Origin of the sequence: Streptomyces shenzhenensis (genome assembly GCF_003688995.1) — a bacterium.
GTDB classification, from domain to species: Bacteria; Actinomycetota; Actinomycetes; order Streptomycetales; family Streptomycetaceae; genus Streptomyces; species Streptomyces shenzhenensis_A.
Window position 1 is genome coordinate 123,005 of sequence record NZ_PENI01000019.1, and the last position, 16,483, is coordinate 139,487.

The following is a 16,483-nucleotide window of genomic DNA, read 5'->3' on the forward strand; positions in this document are numbered from 1 at the left end:
AACGCCCGGCGCCGGACCGGCGTCCCGGTTCGCCGGGCTTCGCGGATGCCGGTGAGGTGGCCGGGGTGCCGGCCGGCTTCGGTCACCCGGTCGTCCTCTGCGCCCGCGACGAGGAAGCGCTGCCGGAGCCGGCCAAGGAACTGATGGCCGGCCGCAGCGGCGGCGGAGTCACCGAACGCGCCGACAGCACCGGCACCGGCTTCGCCGTCGGCCGCGGGCCCTTCTTCGGCCGACGGCCGTGCCCAGCCGGCATCCGCCGTGGCCGAACCGTTCCTCGGCACGATCTGCCCGCCCGTGGCCCCACCCCGTACGGGACGACTTCGTGTCGCTCGGCCCCGCCCACAGCACGGTGGTGGACGAAGCGGTCACCCGCACGCCCGGCCACCACCTCACGGGTTCCTAGGGCTTGGGCTTTCGGTTCGGGGACGGTCTCTTCGGCCAGGCGGTCGCGAGGAGTTCGTCCGTCGTTGCCCGGTCCGGGTACCCTCCCTGCGCGCCGAGGTGGCCGCAGGCGTACGTCGCCGAGGCCACCGCCGCCCGGAGCGCCGCGTGCGGGTCCGCACCGGACAGGGAGCGGGCGATGTAGACCCCGGCCAGGCAGTCGCCGGCACCGGTGGTGTCGACGATCCGGTCGGCGGGCGGCGGCGCGACGGCGATCTCGCCGGAACCGTACGTCAGCGCCGCCCCGCGTAACCCCCCGGTGCGGACGACCGACTTGAGGCGGTGCCGGGCCGAGAAGCCGGGCACGTCACCTATCGCCGCCGCGGTCTTCTCGTTGACGAAGACGACCGCGGCCCCGGACAGGGCCGGGGCGAGCGCGTCCATGCCGTGGGCGAGCGCGAGGGGTTCCAAGTCGATCGACATCGGGATGCCGGCGGCTCGTGCCCGCTCCGCGAGTACGGCGGCACCCTCGGGGTGCAGACAGGAGGTGTGGATCCAGTCCACGCCCGCCAGGTCGGCGCCGCGCACCCGCTCCAGCGGGGGATACTGCGACACGGACGAGGTGTAGACGAGACGTTTTTCCCCGTCCTCGGCCAGGGTGCACACCGACACCGCGGTCCGGCCCGCTGCGGTGGTGACACCCGTGACGTCGACCCCGCGGGCCGCGAGGAAGTCCCTGGTGTAGGCGCCGAACACGTCGTCCCCGACGACGGCCAGCAGCGCCGTGCCGATGCCCTGCCGGGCGCAGGCGACCGCGGAGTTGGCGGCCACCCCGCCGGCGCTCACCAGGTTCTCGAACGCGTGCGTCTTCTGGTCCGGGTCGGGAAAGCGAGCCACGCGCAGCGCAACGTCGAACGCTATGTCTCCGCAGAACAGGGCCGTCGCCATGATGGTGCTCCCCTCGTCGCAGGCTCGACCGGTCCGAACTCGGGTAGCTACCCGAAGTCCCCTCCGGACATGCTCGGCCTCGGGTCACGGCGGCACGGCGTTCGACCCGCGGGCGGCCTCCGCGCACCCAACCGGCCCCCGGCCCGCACACAGCGCGCCCCCCTACATCGCTCTCGCCGCCACCTCGCCCCCGGACGGCGCCCGCACCGGCCGACCGGGATCCTTCGCCGGGCCGACGGGGCGCCGCCTCGGCAGCTCTGCTGTGAACTCCGTTCGTCCCGGGGTGCTTTCCACCGTGATGCGGCCTCCGTGGGCCGTCACCACCGCCGCCGCGATCGCCAGGCCGAGCCCCGAGCCGCCCGCCGCGCCCCCGGCACGCGTACGAGAGGGATCCGCGCGGGTGAAGGGCTCGAAGACCACCGGGAGCAGGTCGGGCGGAATGCCCGGACCGTCGTCGCGGACACGGACGACGCAGTGGGTGGGCGTGGTCGCGACCGAGACGACCACCGTCGTCCCCACCGGCGTGTGCCCGCGCGCGTTGGCCAGCAGACGGGCCACCATCTGCCCCAGCCGGGTCGCGTCGCCGACGACCAGGGCCGGGGCGTCCGGGTGGAGTTCGAGCCGCCAGAGATGGCCGTCACCGGCGGCCCGCGCCGCCCGGACCGCCTCCGCCACCAGCTCGGCCAGGTCCACCTCGGCGGACTCCAGCGGGCGCCCCTCGTCGAGCCGGGCGAGCAGCAGCAGCTCCTCGACCAGGCCCGTCATCCGTGCCGACTCCGCGGTGACCCGCCGCCAGGCCAGCTCGGGCGGGACGCGGCCGGAGCCGTCGCTCATCAGCTCCGCGTAGCCGACGATGGCCGCGAGCGGCGTGCGGAGTTCATGGCTGGCGTCGGCCAGGAAGCGCCGCATCCGCTCGTCGCTGCGCCGCACCCGCTCCTCGGCGCGCAGCCGTTCGGCGTGCGCCGCCGCGGCCCGGTCGACGAGCCGGTGCAGGGCCACGCCGATCCGGGCGGTCTCGCCGGCCGGGCCGGTCTCCTGTTCCGGCACCCGGGTGGGACCGGTGGGCCGGCCGCTGTCGAACGGTGCGCGGGAGATCGCGTCGGCCGCGGCGGCGACTTGCCGCAGGGGGCGCAGCCGGCGCCGTACGACGACCGCGCACGCGCCGCACGCCACCGTCAGCCCGGTCCCCGCGATCACGACCTCGGCCGTCACCAGATCGCGGAGGGTGGCGAGTACGTCGTCCATCGGGAGGCCGGTGAGGACACGGATCCCCGCCGCGTCGAGGGCGAGGAGGCGGTAGGTGCCCAGTCCTGGCACCGTCCGGGTGTGCGGGGAGCCGTCGGCGGCGATGCCCCCGAGGGCGGCGCGCTGGACGCCGGTGAGGTCGCGCGGCGCCACGCCCGCCGCCCCGGCCGGGTCGGCGTCGCCGTCGCTCGCGGCGCCGCCGGTCCGGGCGGTCACCGCCGCGGTCAGGATCGTCCCGTCCGTGTCGAGCCGGGCCGCGAGCAGGCCCTCAGGTCGCCCGCCGTCGCCGAGGAAGGACAGGTCCCCGGCGCGTTCCGGGTGACGCGCCGCGCCCGCCACGCCGCGCTCCGCGGCGGCCGTCAGCCGGTCGTCCAGGTCGCCCAGCAGCCGGGCGCGTTGGGCGACCGCGGTGGCGACGGCCGACGCGGTGGTCAGGCACACCATCGCGGCGATGACGACGACCAGCAGCCGCGTGCCCAGCGAACGGCCGCTCGGCGGCGTACCCAGCGTGTCGCGGGTCATCTTCGACCCTCCTCGTCCCCGAGGGCGCAGCCGGGTCGGCGGACGTCCGGCGCACGGACACGGCCGGTTCGCGGCCCAGGGGTACCAGTCATGTACCGATCCTGTCCCGGCCCGCTGGGGGATCCCTGTGTTCCGGCTGAGGGTCGGTGATGACCTGGGGCGTAAGCCGACGAAGGCGACGCCGCGCGGACGGCACGGCGAAGGGCCGCACCCCCTTCGCCGGGGATGCGGCCCTTGTGCGCGGAGCCGTACGCCGGGCACTCGCCGCCGAGTGCCGGGTGCCGTCGGCTGCTTCCGGACCGGCCGTCGCCGGGGTCCGGACCGGCCGTCGCCTACTTGCGGATCAGGCTGCGCAGCACGTACTGCATGATGCCGCCGTTGCGGTAGTAGTCGGCCTCACCGGGGGTGTCGATGCGGACGACCGCGTCGAACTCGACGCCCGTGTCGGTGGTGACCTTGACCGTGCGCGGCGTGGTGCCGTTGTTCAGCTCGGTCACGCCGGAGAAGGCGAAGGTCTCCTCGCCGGTCAGGCCGAGGGACTCGGCGGACGCGCCCTCCGGGAACTGGAGCGGCAGCACGCCCATGCCGATGAGGTTGGAGCGGTGGATGCGCTCGTAGGACTCGGCGATGACGGCCTTGACGCCCAGCAGGGCCGTGCCCTTGGCCGCCCAGTCGCGGGACGAGCCGGAGCCGTACTCCTTGCCGGCCAGGACGACCAGCGGGATGCCGGCGGCCTGGTAGTTCTGCGAGGCGTCGTAGATGAAGGAGACCGGAGCGTCCCCTTCGCCTTCCGCGGCCCGGGTGAAGTCGCGGGTGTAGCCGCCCTCGGTGCCCGGCGCGATCTGGTTGCGCAGGCGGATGTTGGCGAACGTACCGCGGATCATGACCTCGTGGTTGCCGCGGCGGGAGCCGTAGCTGTTGAAGTCACGGCGCTCCACACCGTGCTCGGTGAGGTACTTGCCGGCCGGGGTGTCGGCCTTGATGGCGCCGGCCGGGGAGATGTGGTCGGTGGTGACCGAGTCGCCGAGCTTGGCCAGGACGCGGGCGCCGGCGATGTCCTCGACCGGGGCCGGCTCCATGCCCATGCCCTCGAAGTACGGGGGCTTGCGGACGTACGTCGACTCGGCGTCCCACTCGAAGGTGTTGCCGGTCGGGATCGGCAGCGCCTGCCACTGGGCGTCGCCGGCGAAGACGTCCTCGTACGACTTGGCGAACATGTCCTCGCCGATGGCGTTGGCGACGACGTCGTTGACCTCGGCCTCGCTCGGCCAGATGTCCTTCAGGTAGACCGGGTTGCCGTCCTGGTCGGTGCCCAGGGCGTCGCGCGTGATGTCCACCTTCATGGAACCCGCGATGGCGTACGCGACGACCAGCGGCGGGGAGGCCAGGTAGTTCATCTTGACGTCGGGGTTGATCCGGCCCTCGAAGTTGCGGTTGCCGGACAGCACCGAGGTGACCGCGAGGTCGTGGTCGTTGACGGCCTTGGAGACCTCGTCCGGCAGCGGGCCGGAGTTGCCGATGCAGGTGGTGCAGCCGTAGCCGACGAGGTTGAAGCCGACCTTGTCCAGGTACGGGGTGAGGTTGGCCTTGTCGAAGTAGTCCGTGACGACCTTGGAGCCCGGGGCGAGGGTGGTCTTGACCCACGGCTTGCGGGTCAGGCCCTTCTCCACCGCCTTCTTGGCCACCAGGGCGGCGGCGACCATGACGTACGGGTTGGAGGTGTTGGTGCAGGAGGTGATGGCCGCGACCGTGACCGCACCGTGGTCGAGGGTGTAGGTGGTGCCGTCGGGGGCGGTGACCTGTACCGGGTTGGACGGGGCGCCGTTGGGCGCGACGGCCGGGGAGTCGGAGGCCGGGAAGGACTCCTTGCCCGCCTCGTCCACCACGTCCACGTAGTTGAGGACGTCCGACTTGAACTGCTGGGCGGCGTTGGCGAGGACGATGCGGTCCTGCGGGCGCTTCGGGCCGGCGATCGACGGGACGACCGTCGACAGGTCCAGCTCCAGCTGCTCGGAGAAGTCGGGCTCGGCCTTCGGGTCGAGCCAGAGGCCCTGCTCCTTGGCGTACGCCTCGACGAGCGCGACCTGCTGGGCGCTGCGGCCGGTCAGGCGCAGGTAGTTGAGGGTCTCGTCGTCGATCGGGAAGATCGCGGCGGTGGAGCCGAACTCCGGCGACATGTTGCCGATGGTGGCGCGGTTGGCGAGCGAGGTGGCGGCGACGCCCTCGCCGTAGAACTCGACGAACTTGCCGACCACGCCGTGCTTGCGCAGCATCTCGGTGATGGTCAGCACCAGGTCGGTGGCGGTGGTGCCGGGCCGCAGCTCACCGGTCAGCTTGAAGCCGACGACGCGCGGGATGAGCATGGAGACCGGCTGGCCGAGCATGGCGGCCTCGGCCTCGATGCCGCCGACGCCCCAGCCGAGCACGCCGAGGCCGTTGACCATCGTGGTGTGCGAGTCGGTGCCGACCAGGGTGTCCGGGTAGGCCTTGCCGTCGCGCACCATCACGACCCGGGCCAGGTGCTCGATGTTCACCTGGTGGACGATGCCGGTGCCGGGCGGGACGACCTTGAACTCGTCGAACGCGGTCTGGCCCCAGCGCAGGAACTGGTAGCGCTCCTTGTTGCGGCCGTACTCCAGGTCGACGTTCAGCTTGAAGGCGTCGTTGGTGCCGAACTTGTCGGCGATGACGGAGTGGTCGATGACCAGCTCGGCCGGGGCCAGCGGGTTGATCTTGGCGGGGTCGCCGCCCAGCTCCTTCACGGCCTCGCGCATGGTGGCGAGGTCCACGACGCACGGGACGCCGGTGAAGTCCTGCATGATCACGCGGGCCGGGGTGAACTGGATCTCCTGCGACGGCTGGGCCTGGGAGTCCCAGCTGCCGAGGGCGCGGATGTGGTCGGCGGTGATGTTCGCGCCGTCCTCGGTGCGGAGCAGGTTCTCCAGCAGGACCTTGAGGCTGTACGGCAGGCGGGCCGAGCCCTCCACCTTGTCCAGCCGGAAGATCTCGTACGACTCGTCGCCCACCTGCAGCGTGCTGCGGGCGTCGAAGCTGTTCGCCGACACGACAGTCTCCTTCATTGATGTGCGCGTACCACCACGATCCTGCCGCCACGGCAACTGGGCCGATCCGCTAAGGTAAGGCTAAGTTAGGTAACCCTTACCGGGGTGGCGGCTGTGGTGCTCCTCGGCAGATATCTCGATGTCGAGATAACTCTAGTACATGGGGCTGGGATGGTCATGTCCGGAGGGGATCCGTCCTGCCCGGATTCGGTGCCCCGGCCGGACGACGGTGAGCACGAGCGGGAGCGCGACACACCGAACACCCCCCTTTCACCTGGGAACACCGGCGCCCCATCACCCGAATGGCCCCCTCAACGGGCGCCATCTCATATCTGAGATAACCTCAACCTCATGGCAGACGACTACCTCGTACGCATCGGCAAGCTCATCCGTGACGCCCGGCAACACCGCGGCTGGACACAGGCGCAGCTCGCGGAGGCGCTCGGCACCAGTCAGAGCGCCGTCAACCGGATCGAGCGGGGGAACCAGAACATCAGCCTTGAGATGATCGCCCGCATCGGTGAAGCCCTGGACAGCGAGATCGTGTCGCTGGGTTATGCGGGCCCCATGCATCTTCGGGTGGTCGGAGGCCGTCGGCTGTCCGGCGCGATCGATGTGAAGACCAGCAAGAACGCCTGCGTGGCGCTGCTGTGCGCCACGCTGCTGAACCAGGGGCGCACGGTGCTGCGCCGGGTCGCCCGCATCGAAGAGGTCTACCGGCTGCTGGAGGTGCTCAACTCCATCGGCGTCCGCACCCGCTGGATCAACGACGGAGTCGACCTGGAGATCGTGCCGCCGGCCGAGCTGGAGCTGGCCGCCATCGACGCGGAGGCGGCCGTCCGCACGCGCTCCATCATCATGTTCCTCGGCCCGCTGCTGCACCGCATGGACGCCTTCAAACTGCCGTACGCGGGCGGCTGCGACCTCGGTACCCGCACCATCGAACCGCACATGATCGCGCTGCGCCGGTTCGGTCTTGAGGTCGCCGCCACGGAGGGGCAGTACCACGCCACGGTGGACCGGTCCGTGCGCCCCGCCCGCCCGATCGTGCTGACCGAGCGCGGCGACACGGTCACGGAGAACGCGCTGCTCGCCGCCGCCCGCTACGACGGCGTCACCGTGATCCGCAACGCCTCCTCCAACTACATGGTCCAGGACCTGTGCTTCTTCCTGGAGGCGCTGGGCGTGCGGGTCGAGGGCATCGGCACCACCACGCTCACCGTGCACGGCGTGCCCACCATCGACGTCGACGTCGACTACTCGCCCTCCGAGGACCCGGTCGAGGCGATGAGCCTGCTGGCCGCCGCCGTGGTCACCGAGTCGGAGCTGACCGTGCGCCGGGTGCCGATCGAGTTCCTGGAGATCGAACTCGCGGTCCTGGAGGAGATGGGCCTCGACCACGACCGCACCCCGGAGTACGTCGCCGACAACGGCCGTACCCGCCTGGTGGACCTGACCGTGCGGCCCTCCAAGCTGGAGGCGCCGATCGACAAGATCCATCCGATGCCGTTCCCCGGCCTGAACATCGACAACGTGCCCTTCTTCGCGGCCATCGCGGCGGTCGCCCAGGGCAAGACGCTGATCCACGACTGGGTCTACGACAACCGCGCGATCTACCTGACGGACCTCAACCGCCTGGGCGGCCGGCTGCAGTTGCTCGACCCGCACCGCGTCCTGGTCGAGGGCCCCACCCGCTGGCGCGCCGCCGAGATGATGTGCCCGCCGGCCCTGCGCCCCGCCGTGGTCGTCCTGCTGGCGATGATGGCGGCCGAGGGCACGTCGGTGCTGCGCAACGTGTACGTCATCAACCGCGGCTACGAGGACCTCGCCGAACGCCTCAACTCGATCGGCGCCCAGATCGAGATCTTCCGCGACATCTGATACGACGACGCCGCCGCACCCCGTCTGACCTGCTATTTAGCGGGACAGGGAGGGGTGCGGCGGCGTCTCTGGGACTTCTCTGGGACTTTGGGCCCCGCAGCGGGCTACGAGCCACGCTCCACGGGCTCTACCGACCGGCCACGGCCGCAGCTACGCGAAGATCGCGTCGATGGCGGCGCTGCCTCGTGCGCCGGCGCGGGGCAGGAAGTGGGAGTACTTCCGCAGCGTGAACCCGGGGTCGGAGTGCCCCAGCCAGCGGGCCAGGGAGACGATCGATTCGCCAGCCTCCAGTTCCTCGGAGGCGTAGAAGTGGCGCAGGGCGTGAAAGCCGTGCTCCCGGGACGGCTCCCACACACGAGCACCGTCGGTGCTGCCCTCGTCCAGCGGGGCGATCACACCCGCCCTGGCCAGAGCAGGCTTCCACACGTAGGAGTTGAAGTAGTTCCGGTTGATGGCCTTCCGCTCGCGTCCCGTCACCAGGAGGTTGTAGGTCCTCGGCCGCCGATGCTTGGCCTCCACCGGCGTCTCGGCCGGAGTCGGGTCGTCCCAGGGCAGTGTGACCGGCACCGGCGCGAATTGCTCCATGTGCTGCCGGATGGCCTGAGCCACGCTTGACGGCAGCGGCACGTCCCGGACCTTGCGCCCCTTGGGAAGCGCGAAACACAGCTTCGCCCGCACCATCTTGACCTGCCGCCGGACGTGCACGACATCCTTCTCGAAGTCGATGTCGTCCGCTGAAAGACCGAGCGCCTCCCCTTGGCGGAGCCCGAGACCTGCTCCGATCACGAGGAGGAGCCGATAGCGATCCGGCAGGGCCTCCCGTACCGCCAGGACCCGCTCGGGCGGCCACGCCTCGACCCTGCCGGGTGTGGCGGCCGGAGGACCGACCGTGCTGGACGGGCATGGGTTGCGTCCGAGGCGACGGTCCTCGACCGCGGCCTGGAGGACGCTGGAGAGCGTCACCCAGACCAGACGGATCGAGGTCGGACCGAGGTCCTTCTCCAGCCGCTTCTTCCAGTGGCGCAGGACTTCCGTACCGATGGCGTTGAGCGGCTGAGCACCCAGGTAGGGAACGATGTGCCGCCGTACCCTCTGCTCGATCCGCTCGATCGTGGACGGGTCACCGCTCTGGCTGGGCCACCAGTGGGTCGCGATGTAGTCCTTGAGGGAGATGGCCCCATCACGCGGATCCACGAACTCGCCTCGGCGAGCGTTGGTCTGCGCCTGGGCGAGCCAGGTCTTGGCGTCCTGGAGGGCGTCGAAGGAACGGTCCTTGACGCCGGGGATGCCCTTGACGCGGTAGCGGGTGCACTTGCCATACAGGGCCGTGCGTTCGCGTTTGCCGGTCTTCGGGTTGGGACGCTTCTTCAGCCATCGGTCTTCTATATAGCCGGCCAGGTGGAACTCCTTGGTAATGGGGATGGAGGCGGCGCTCTACGGCGCTTGAGGCTTCAGGCGCTGAGGGGGCGGCTGGACCGCTCCTGCGGAGGGGTATTGAGCGGGTTGAGGGTCGGGTTGGAGCGAGAGTCGGCCTGCTCGAATCGACCGTAAGCCCCCCGTACCGACCATGCGCTGGATCGAAATCACTCGATGTAGCACGGCGTGCATTTCGACAGCAGACCGCGCGCTCTGGCCAGTCGTCCAGTCGGTCTCCACTGCCGCTGGAGTAGCAGCCCCGACACTCGCGGCGGCATCTCGGAAAGGGGCACTTCATGTCGGAGTCAGACGTCATCAGGACGCGTCATACGATCGATGTGGCGGCCGAACCCAAGGCCGTGTACGAGCTGATCGCGGCGGCGGAGGACTGGCCGCACATCTTTCCTCCCACTGTGCACGTGGCGAAGCTCGACGGAGACAGCCGTTCGGAGCGGCTACGGATCTGGGCGTTCGCGAACGGGGAGGTGCGGTCATGGACCTCACGCCGTGAACTGGACCCGAGCTCGCTACGGGTGGCCTTCCGCCAGGAGGTCTCGTCCGCGCCGGTCGCGGCGATGGGCGGCGAGTGGATCATCAAGGCGGCTCCGGGCGGCAGTAGCGTCGTGCTGCTTCACGACTTCACCGTTGTGGACGACGACTCCACGGCCCGCGAGTGGGTGGAGCGCGCCGTCGACACCAACAGCGGCTCCGAGCTGGCCGCGCTGAAGACGGCGGCCGAATCGCTGGCGGCGGAGCCGAGGGCGCTGCTGTCGTTCGCGGACTTCGTCGACATCTCGGGCCCGCAGCAGGAGGTGTACGACTTCCTGTGGCGGGCCGATCTGTGGAAAGAGCGGCTTCCGCACGTGAGCCGGCTTGTGCTGACCGAGCCCGGCGAGGATCTCCAGACGGTGGAGATGGACACCCGCACCGCAGACGGCTCGGTACACACGACGAAGTCGGTACGAGTCGGTTTCGGGCCGGACCGGCTCGTCTACAAGCAGATTCAGGTGCCGCCGCTGATGACCGCGCACACGGGCCGCTGGACCATCGAGCCGACCGAGCGCGGGGTGCGTGCCACCTCACAGCACACCGTCGTCTTGCGCACCGATCGGGTGCAGGAGTTGCTGGGCCCGGACGCCACCATCGATACTGCCCGCGACTTGGTGCGCAGTGCTCTCGGCAAGAACAGCACGGCCACCCTCACGCTGGCCAAGGAGGCCGCGGAACGAGCCGCGTCACACTGACCGGAACGCGGAGGGAGGGGTCCCGGACTTCCGGGACCCCTCCCTCCGCGTTCCGGTTCAGCTTCCCGACAGGGCCGAGTTGACCAGGTCGACGAAGGCCCGCGGGGTCTCGGCGCCGTCGAGGTCCTCGTCGGGAAGGGCGACCCCGTAGTCACGGGTGATGCGGCCGGCCACCTCCAGCAGAGCGAGGGAGTCGTAGCCGAGGTCCGTGAACAGCACATCGGCGATGTCCCCGCTCAGATCGACCGCCTCGTCTTCGCCGGCCGACTCGCGCAGGATGCGAGTGAACTCGTCGATGCTCAGTGCCGTGACTCCGTGCGCGCTCATGGTGGGTTCCTTCCCTCTGGTTCGTGCTCGTCGATGGTGGTTTGCCGGTGGATCGGGTGCTCCCGGTAACTCCGGTGCCGGGGCGGTTCAGTCCGTTCTCGTTACGACGGCGGCCGCGTTGAAGCCGCCTTCGCCGCGTGCCAGGACCAGCGCCGCGTCGCCAGTGAGCGGACGGGCGTCGCCCGTCACCAAGTCCACGGGACAGTCCGCAGCGACCGAGGTGACGTGCGCGGTGGGCGGTACGATGCCGTCACGCAGAGCGAGCAGCGCAGAGACCAGGTCAAGGGCCGCCCCGCCCGCATACAGGCGGCCGGTCTGCGCCTTCGGCACGGCGACCTGCACCCCGCGGTTGCCGAACACCGCGGCGAGTGCGGCCGCTTCTGCGCGGTCCGCCTCGCGGACGCCGGCCGCGTCCGCGAAGACGACGGCGATGTCGCCGGGTCGGCGGTCCGCGTCCGTGAGAGCCGCGCGGATCGCACGCTCCAGGCCGTCCGCCTCGGGGGCGCTCGGGTCGGGGTCGAAAGTGGCCGCGTAGCCGGCGAGTTGACCGTACACGCGGGCACCCCGCTCCGCGGCGCACACCGGGTCCTCCAGGACCACGTACGCGCCGCCCTCGCCCGGGACATGGCCCGAGGCAGCCTCGTCGAACGGCAGGTACGCGCGGTCCGGGCGGTCCTCGGTGCTGAGACGGCCGGAGGCGAGCTGTCCCGCGAGACCGAGCGGGCACAGCGCGCCGTCGACGCCGCCCGCGAGCATCGCCTTCGTGCCCTTACGGATCTGCCGCCGCGCGTGCCCGATGGCGTCGAGCCCGCCGGCCTGGTCGGTGACGACGGCGCTGCTCGGGCCCTTCAAGCCGTGCCGGATGGAGATCTGGCCGGTGTTGACGGCGTAGAACCAGGCGAAGGACTGGTAAGCGCTGACGAACTGGCCGCCCTTGCTCCACAGGTTCTGCAACTCGCGCTGGCCGAACTCGAAGCCGCCCATCGACGAGGCCGAGGAGACGCCCGCCTCGTACGGGGCCATGGCGGCGAGGTCGAGGCCACTGTCCTTCAGGGCCTCGTCCGCCGCGTACAGGGCCAGCCGGGTCATGTGGTCGGTCTGCGGCAGCAGTCGGCTTGGGACGTGCTCGGTGGCCTCGAAGCCGGGCACCTCGCCCGCGAGCCGCACCGGGTAGCCGGAGGCGTCGAAGCGGGTAATCTCCGCAATACCGTTCACGCCTTCGGCAATGGCCGACCAGTGGACGGCGACACCGAGCCCGGTGGGGGCGGCGGCTCCCATGCCGGTGATCACGGGACGGGTAGCGGTGGCCGTCACGCGGCGCTCCTCTCGGGACGGGCGAGGACAACGGCGCTCTGGAAGCCTCCGAAGCCACTGCCGACGCTAAGGACGGAGTCGACCCGGGCCTCGCGCGCGGTCAAGGGGACGTAGTCGAGATCACACAGCGGATCGAACTCGTGCAGGTTCGCCGTCGGCGGGATCAGATGGTGCTCCATCGCAAGGACGCACGCGACGAGTTCGAGCGCGCCGATCGCGCCGAGGGAATGTCCGATCATCGACTTGATGGAGCTGACAGGCACCCGGTGGGCGTGCTCACCGAGCGACGTCTTAAAGGCGGCGGTCTCGTGCCGATCGTTCTGCTTGGTGCTGGAGCCGTGCGCGTTGACGTAGTCGATCTGCCCGGACGCGAGCCGCGCCTCTGTGAGCGCCACCCGGATCGCCTCGGCCATCTCCGCGCCGTCCGAACGCAGTCCGGTCATGTGGTACGCGTTGCTGCGCGTGCCGAACCCTGCGACCTCGGCGTAGATGCGGGCGCCGCGGCGCCGTGCGTGCTCCAGTTCCTCCAGGATCAGCACCGCGGCGCCTTCGCCGAGGACGAGCCCGTTGCGGGTGTTGTCGAATGGACGGGAGGCGTGCTCGGGGTCGTCGTTGCGGGGCGTGGTCGCCTTGATGGCGTCGAAGCAGGCGAGCGTGATCGGAGAGATCGGCGCGTCGGTGCCGCCGGCGACGATGATGTCGGCGCTGCCCTCGCGGATGAGGTCGGCGCCGTGGCCGACGGCGTCAAGACCCGAGGTGCAGCCGTCGGAGACCAGCGAGACCGGGCCCTTGGCGCCGACCTCGCGGGCCAGCTCGGCGGCCAGTGAACTCGGGACAAAGTGGTCGTAGAGCCGGGGCACCACGTACTCAGGGTCGACGAGCCAGTGGGCGCCGCCGTCGCTCAGGACGACGTACTCGTCCTCCATCGACGTGGTGCAGCCGACCGCACAGCCGAGCGACACCCCCGTGCTCTCGGCTCGCGGGGTCGCGAGGTCGAGGCCGGAGTCGGCGATCGCTTCCCGGGCCGCGACCAGTGCGAATTGGCCCGCGCGGTCGAGCCTGCGCTCCTCCTGCGGGGACAGCCCAGCCGCCGCGGGCTGGAAGTCGACCTCAGCCGCGACCTGTGAGCGGTACGGGGAGGCATCGAAGAGGGAGATCGTGCGGGTGGCCGTCCGCCCGGTCGACAGCAGATCCCAGTACCGCTTGATCCCTGTTCCCCCGGGCGCCACCGCACCGATCCCGGTTATGACGACGCGTCGTTCCATGGGCATCCTCACTCGATGTCGGCGGGAACCGGCGCTCCGGCCCCCGGATGTAACCGTGTCAAGTCGGTCTGGAGACCCGCTGGAACCGGCCTGGACGCCCGTGCGGCCGAGTCGGCTGCCGGTGCGCCCGCGAGTTCGGCGAGGGCTTTCGCGAAGTACACGCACTCGGCGTCCGGTTCGCCCGGTTGCGCGGACAGCAGACCGATCGCCCGGGAGCCTCCCTTCGCGACCCTCGGATGGCGGCGCGCGAGCGCGGTGAGCCCTTGTCCGGGGCCCGCCTCGGCGAGCACCACGTCCTGATCGGCGAGCACCATGTCGAGCGCCGGCCCGAACAGCACGGGACGCGCCGGCTGGAGCGCCCAGAACCGCAGGTCCCGGGCACGTTCGTAAGTCAATGGCCCAGGCTCGTACGCGGAGTACAGCACCATCCGGGGCGGACGGATCGGCACCGAGGCGAGCAGCGGCAGCGCGTGCAGGGCCGCCTCGGTGAGCACAGGGCTGTGGAACGGGTTGAGCGCGCGGGCCCTGCGGCACGTCACGCCGGCGGCGCGCAGCCTCTCCTCGGCGATGCGCAAGCCCTCCTCGGGGCCGGCGAGCAGCACCTGGCGGGGCGCGTTGACGGCTCCGACGACGACCTCGTCCGAGGTGTACGGGGCGACCTCGTCGGGACCTGCCTGCACGGCGAGCATGCCGCCCGGCGGGCTGCCGTCGAGCTGAGCGATCCGGTCCGCCATCACGGCCACGGCGTCGGCCGGCTCGAAGACACCGGCGAGGGTGGCCGCGACGACCTCGCCGACGCTGTGCCCGAGCAGGGCGGCGGGCCGCACCCCGGCGTCGAGGACCGTCCGGCCGAGGGCCCAGTCCAGCGAGAACAGCAGCGGCTGCGCGGTGCGCAGACTGTCGGTCTCCGGGCTGCGACGGGCGGCGAGCCAGTCGGCGCGCAGCTCGAACCCGTGTGCGCGCCAAAGCTCGAGGACCTCGTCCATACGTCTCCGGAATCCCGAGTGCGCGTGGTAGAGGCCGACACCCATGCCTGGCTGCTGCGCACCCTGTCCGGGAAACAGCAGGACGGCCGACGGCGGTGCGGTCACGGCGGATCTCCTCTCCTCGGTGTCCCGCCATGCTGGGAGCGCCGTCTGGAGTCTGGGTCGACCCGGGGCACAACGGCCGGCGCCGTGCGCACCACCCTCGCGCCGTCCCGGAACGTGCCCGAGCAGGGCCGCTCCAGTCGTGCTGGACCGCTCGTCCACTGGTCGACCGGACTGTTGTCCCGGCCGGAGGCACGCGACCCGTTGCCCCGGCGCGCCGCGGTGGTACGAGGGCCGCCGGGCCGGGCACCACCCGGACCGGCGGCCGTCGGCGTCCGCGGGGCTCCCTTCTGGACAGCCGGTGAAAGGGCATCGGGACATGAGGTTCGACGATCTGTACATCGCCGGGGCGGCCGTGCACCTGGAGGGCAGGAGCACCATGGCGGAGGCGCTGCGGGACGGGCGGTGCGACGAGCGCACCGCGACCCGTAGCGGGATCGCCTCCGTCGCGGTGTCGACGGGCACCTCCGCGCCCGAGCTCGCGGTGGGCGCGGCACGGCACGTGCTGGAGCGGACGGATACGCATCCCGCCGACATCGATCTGGTGCTGCACGCCACCGTGCAGCACCAAGGGCACGACTTGTGGGCTCCGGCCTCTTACATCCAGCGTTGCGCGGTCGGCAACCGGTGCCCCGCGATCGAGATCAAACAGCTCTCCAACGGGGGCATGGCAGCGCTGGAACTCGCGTCCGGCTATCTCGTCGGCGCGCCCGGCCGTACGGCCGCGCTGCTGACGACGGGTGACGTGTTCGGCGAGCCCGGCTTCGACCGCTGGCGCAGTGACCCCGGCACGGTGTATGGCGACGCGGGAACCGCGCTCCTCCTCAACCGGGGGCACACGGGCTTCGCACGCCTCCGCAGCCTCGTGACCGTGTCGGATGCCGATCTTGAGCAGATGCACCGGGGGCGGGACCCGTTCTCGCCGGTGCCGTTCGCGGTGCGGCAGCCGATCGATCTGGGACTGCTCCAGCGCGCGTTCATCGAGGACACCGGGCGGTCGTACAGTGTCGCCCGGATCACGGCCGGGCAGGACGAGACGCTGAAGCGCGCGCTCGCCGAGGCGGACCGCACCCTCGCCGACATCTCCTGGTTCGTGCTGCCGAACTTCGGGCGCGGCCGGCTGGGCTCGACGTTCCTTCGCCGCTGGAGCATCCCGGAGGAACGGACCACCTGGCAGTGGGGCCGTTCGGTGGGGCACCTCGGGGCCGGCGACCAGTTCGCGGGCCTCGCGTTCCTCACTGGTGCGGGCCGGGCTCGGGCCGGTGAGTCGGGCCTGCTGTTCGGGGTCGGCGCCGGGTTCACCTGGAGCTGCGCGGTCGTGGAGTTCACGGGTACGGGCTCATGGGCGACCGGCGCGTGAGCGGCCTGCTGCGCGTGACGGTGTGGGCTGGCTGGGTCGCGGACGACGGCCCGGCCCCCGATCCGTCGCTGCTCTCCTCGGCCGAACTGCACCGGATGCGCCGTATCCGACGGCCGCTCGCCGCACACCGCTGAGCCGCCTCGCACACGGCGTTGCGACGTATCCTCGCCGAACGGGTCGGGACGGACGCCTCCCGAGCGCCTGCTCATCGGCCGGTCCCCGTGCCCACACTGCGGCACCCTCGGCCATGGCCCGCCGGCCCTGTTGGACTCCCCTGTCCCCGTGATGTTCAGCCTGTCCCGTTCGGGACCACACTGGTTGGTGGCGGTGGCACCGGGCTTTCCCGTGGGCGTGGACGTGGAACGGGAACGGCCCGTGGACATCGACGCCATCGCCCGCCGGGCGCTCTCGTCCAGCGGCGGGTCGTCTC

The 16,483-nt window shown here is 71.2% G+C and carries 12 protein-coding genes; 4 read left to right on the forward strand and 8 right to left on the reverse strand.

The annotated features are described in order from the left end of the window. Positions 1-399: 399 nt before the first annotated feature. The 3 genes from CTZ28_RS27050 to acnA form a co-directional block, all read right to left on the reverse strand. Positions 400-1,329: a carbohydrate kinase family protein gene (locus CTZ28_RS27050; protein WP_121892319.1), complete on the reverse strand. Its 930-nt coding sequence runs from the start codon at positions 1,327-1,329 to the stop codon at positions 400-402. 162 nt (positions 1,330-1,491) lie between these two features. Further along, entirely contained in the window at positions 1,492-3,096 is a 1,605-nt protein-coding gene (locus tag CTZ28_RS27055; protein ID WP_121892320.1) for a sensor histidine kinase, read from the reverse strand. A 332-nt stretch (positions 3,097-3,428) separates the two neighbouring features. Then, on the reverse strand, positions 3,429-6,161 hold the full coding sequence (gene acnA / locus CTZ28_RS27060; protein WP_121892365.1) for an aconitate hydratase AcnA: 2,733 nt from the start codon (positions 6,159-6,161) through the stop codon (positions 3,429-3,431). A gap of 348 nt (positions 6,162-6,509) precedes the next feature. On the opposite strand from acnA, the gene CTZ28_RS27065 reads away from it, so the two are divergent. Continuing rightward, on the forward strand, positions 6,510-8,039 hold the full coding sequence (locus tag CTZ28_RS27065) for a helix-turn-helix domain-containing protein (RefSeq protein ID WP_121892321.1): 1,530 nt from the start codon (positions 6,510-6,512) through the stop codon (positions 8,037-8,039). Positions 8,040-8,189: 150 nt separating this feature from the next. On the opposite strand, the gene CTZ28_RS27070 is transcribed toward CTZ28_RS27065, so the two are convergent. After that, positions 8,190-9,233 (reverse strand): tyrosine-type recombinase/integrase, encoded by a 1,044-nt coding sequence (locus tag CTZ28_RS27070; protein ID WP_310887626.1) that lies wholly within the window; start codon positions 9,231-9,233, stop codon positions 8,190-8,192. Between the two features lie 518 nt (positions 9,234-9,751). On the opposite strand from CTZ28_RS27070, the gene CTZ28_RS27080 reads away from it, so the two are divergent. Next, positions 9,752-10,699 (forward strand): aromatase/cyclase, encoded by a 948-nt coding sequence (locus tag CTZ28_RS27080; RefSeq protein ID WP_121892323.1) that lies wholly within the window; start codon positions 9,752-9,754, stop codon positions 10,697-10,699. A 57-nt stretch (positions 10,700-10,756) separates the two neighbouring features. Here CTZ28_RS27080 and CTZ28_RS27085 read toward each other — a convergent pair whose 3' ends face one another. From CTZ28_RS27085 to CTZ28_RS27100, 4 genes are all read right to left on the reverse strand, one after another. Continuing rightward, positions 10,757-11,026, reverse strand: coding sequence for an acyl carrier protein (locus CTZ28_RS27085; protein WP_121892324.1), 270 nt, complete (start codon positions 11,024-11,026; stop codon positions 10,757-10,759). Between the two features lie 87 nt (positions 11,027-11,113). Next, positions 11,114-12,340, reverse strand: coding sequence for a ketosynthase chain-length factor (locus CTZ28_RS27090; protein WP_121892325.1), 1,227 nt, complete (start codon positions 12,338-12,340; stop codon positions 11,114-11,116). Further along, positions 12,337-13,605: a beta-ketoacyl-[acyl-carrier-protein] synthase family protein gene (locus tag CTZ28_RS27095; protein ID WP_121892366.1), complete on the reverse strand. Its 1,269-nt coding sequence runs from the start codon at positions 13,603-13,605 to the stop codon at positions 12,337-12,339. The genes CTZ28_RS27090 and CTZ28_RS27095 overlap by 4 nt, the downstream gene beginning before the upstream one ends. Positions 13,606-13,613: 8 nt before the next feature. After that, positions 13,614-14,696, reverse strand: a complete 1,083-nt coding sequence (locus tag CTZ28_RS27100) for an acyltransferase domain-containing protein (protein WP_121892326.1) — start codon at positions 14,694-14,696, stop codon at positions 13,614-13,616. Positions 14,697-15,012: 316 nt separating this feature from the next. Here CTZ28_RS27100 and CTZ28_RS27105 point away from each other — a divergent pair, with 316 nt between their 5' ends. Next, positions 15,013-16,053, forward strand: a complete 1,041-nt coding sequence (locus tag CTZ28_RS27105) for a ketoacyl-ACP synthase III family protein (protein WP_121892327.1) — start codon at positions 15,013-15,015, stop codon at positions 16,051-16,053. Continuing rightward, positions 16,035-16,187, forward strand: coding sequence for a hypothetical protein (locus tag CTZ28_RS47220; protein WP_183154603.1), 153 nt, complete (start codon positions 16,035-16,037; stop codon positions 16,185-16,187). The genes CTZ28_RS27105 and CTZ28_RS47220 overlap by 19 nt, the downstream gene beginning before the upstream one ends. The last annotated feature ends 296 nt before the right edge of the window (positions 16,188-16,483 follow it).